The 440-nt window shown below is 34.8% G+C and carries 1 protein-coding gene; it reads left to right on the plus strand.

Annotated elements, in window-relative coordinates:
• Nucleotides 1-32: 32 nt before the first annotated feature.
• Nucleotides 33-440: TetR/AcrR family transcriptional regulator (locus AC1DJR_RS33525; protein WP_477004625.1), on the plus strand; the 408-nt coding region annotated here is incomplete at its 3' end.

Raw genomic sequence — 440 nt, forward strand, 5'->3', positions numbered from 1 at the left:
AAATATAATGATGATAAAAAGGAGCACAATAAATGAAGAAGGATTGGCTGGAAGAATTAGTTGCCGCAACGAATACTGATAAACGTAATGAACGTCAAATGCGTATATTAGAGGCAGCTGTTGATATGTTTGGAGAAAAAGGGTACGCCTCAACTTCAACGAGTGAAATTGCAAAGCGTGCGGGTGTAGCGGAAGGAACAATCTTCCGCTACTATAAAACGAAAAAAGATTTATTGTTTGCAGTCGTAATGCCGACCTTAACAAAGTTTGCTGCACCATTTTTCGTACAAGCCTTTGCAAAAGAAATATTTAAAACAGAGTATGAATCGTATGAAGTGCTTTTAAGAGTAATAATTCAAAATAGATTTGAATTTGCTAAAAAGCACTTTCCAATGATAAAAATATTAATTCAAGAAGTACCATTTCAGCCGGAACTAAAA

This window comes from Bacillus sp. 05T31 (assembly GCF_056396725.1).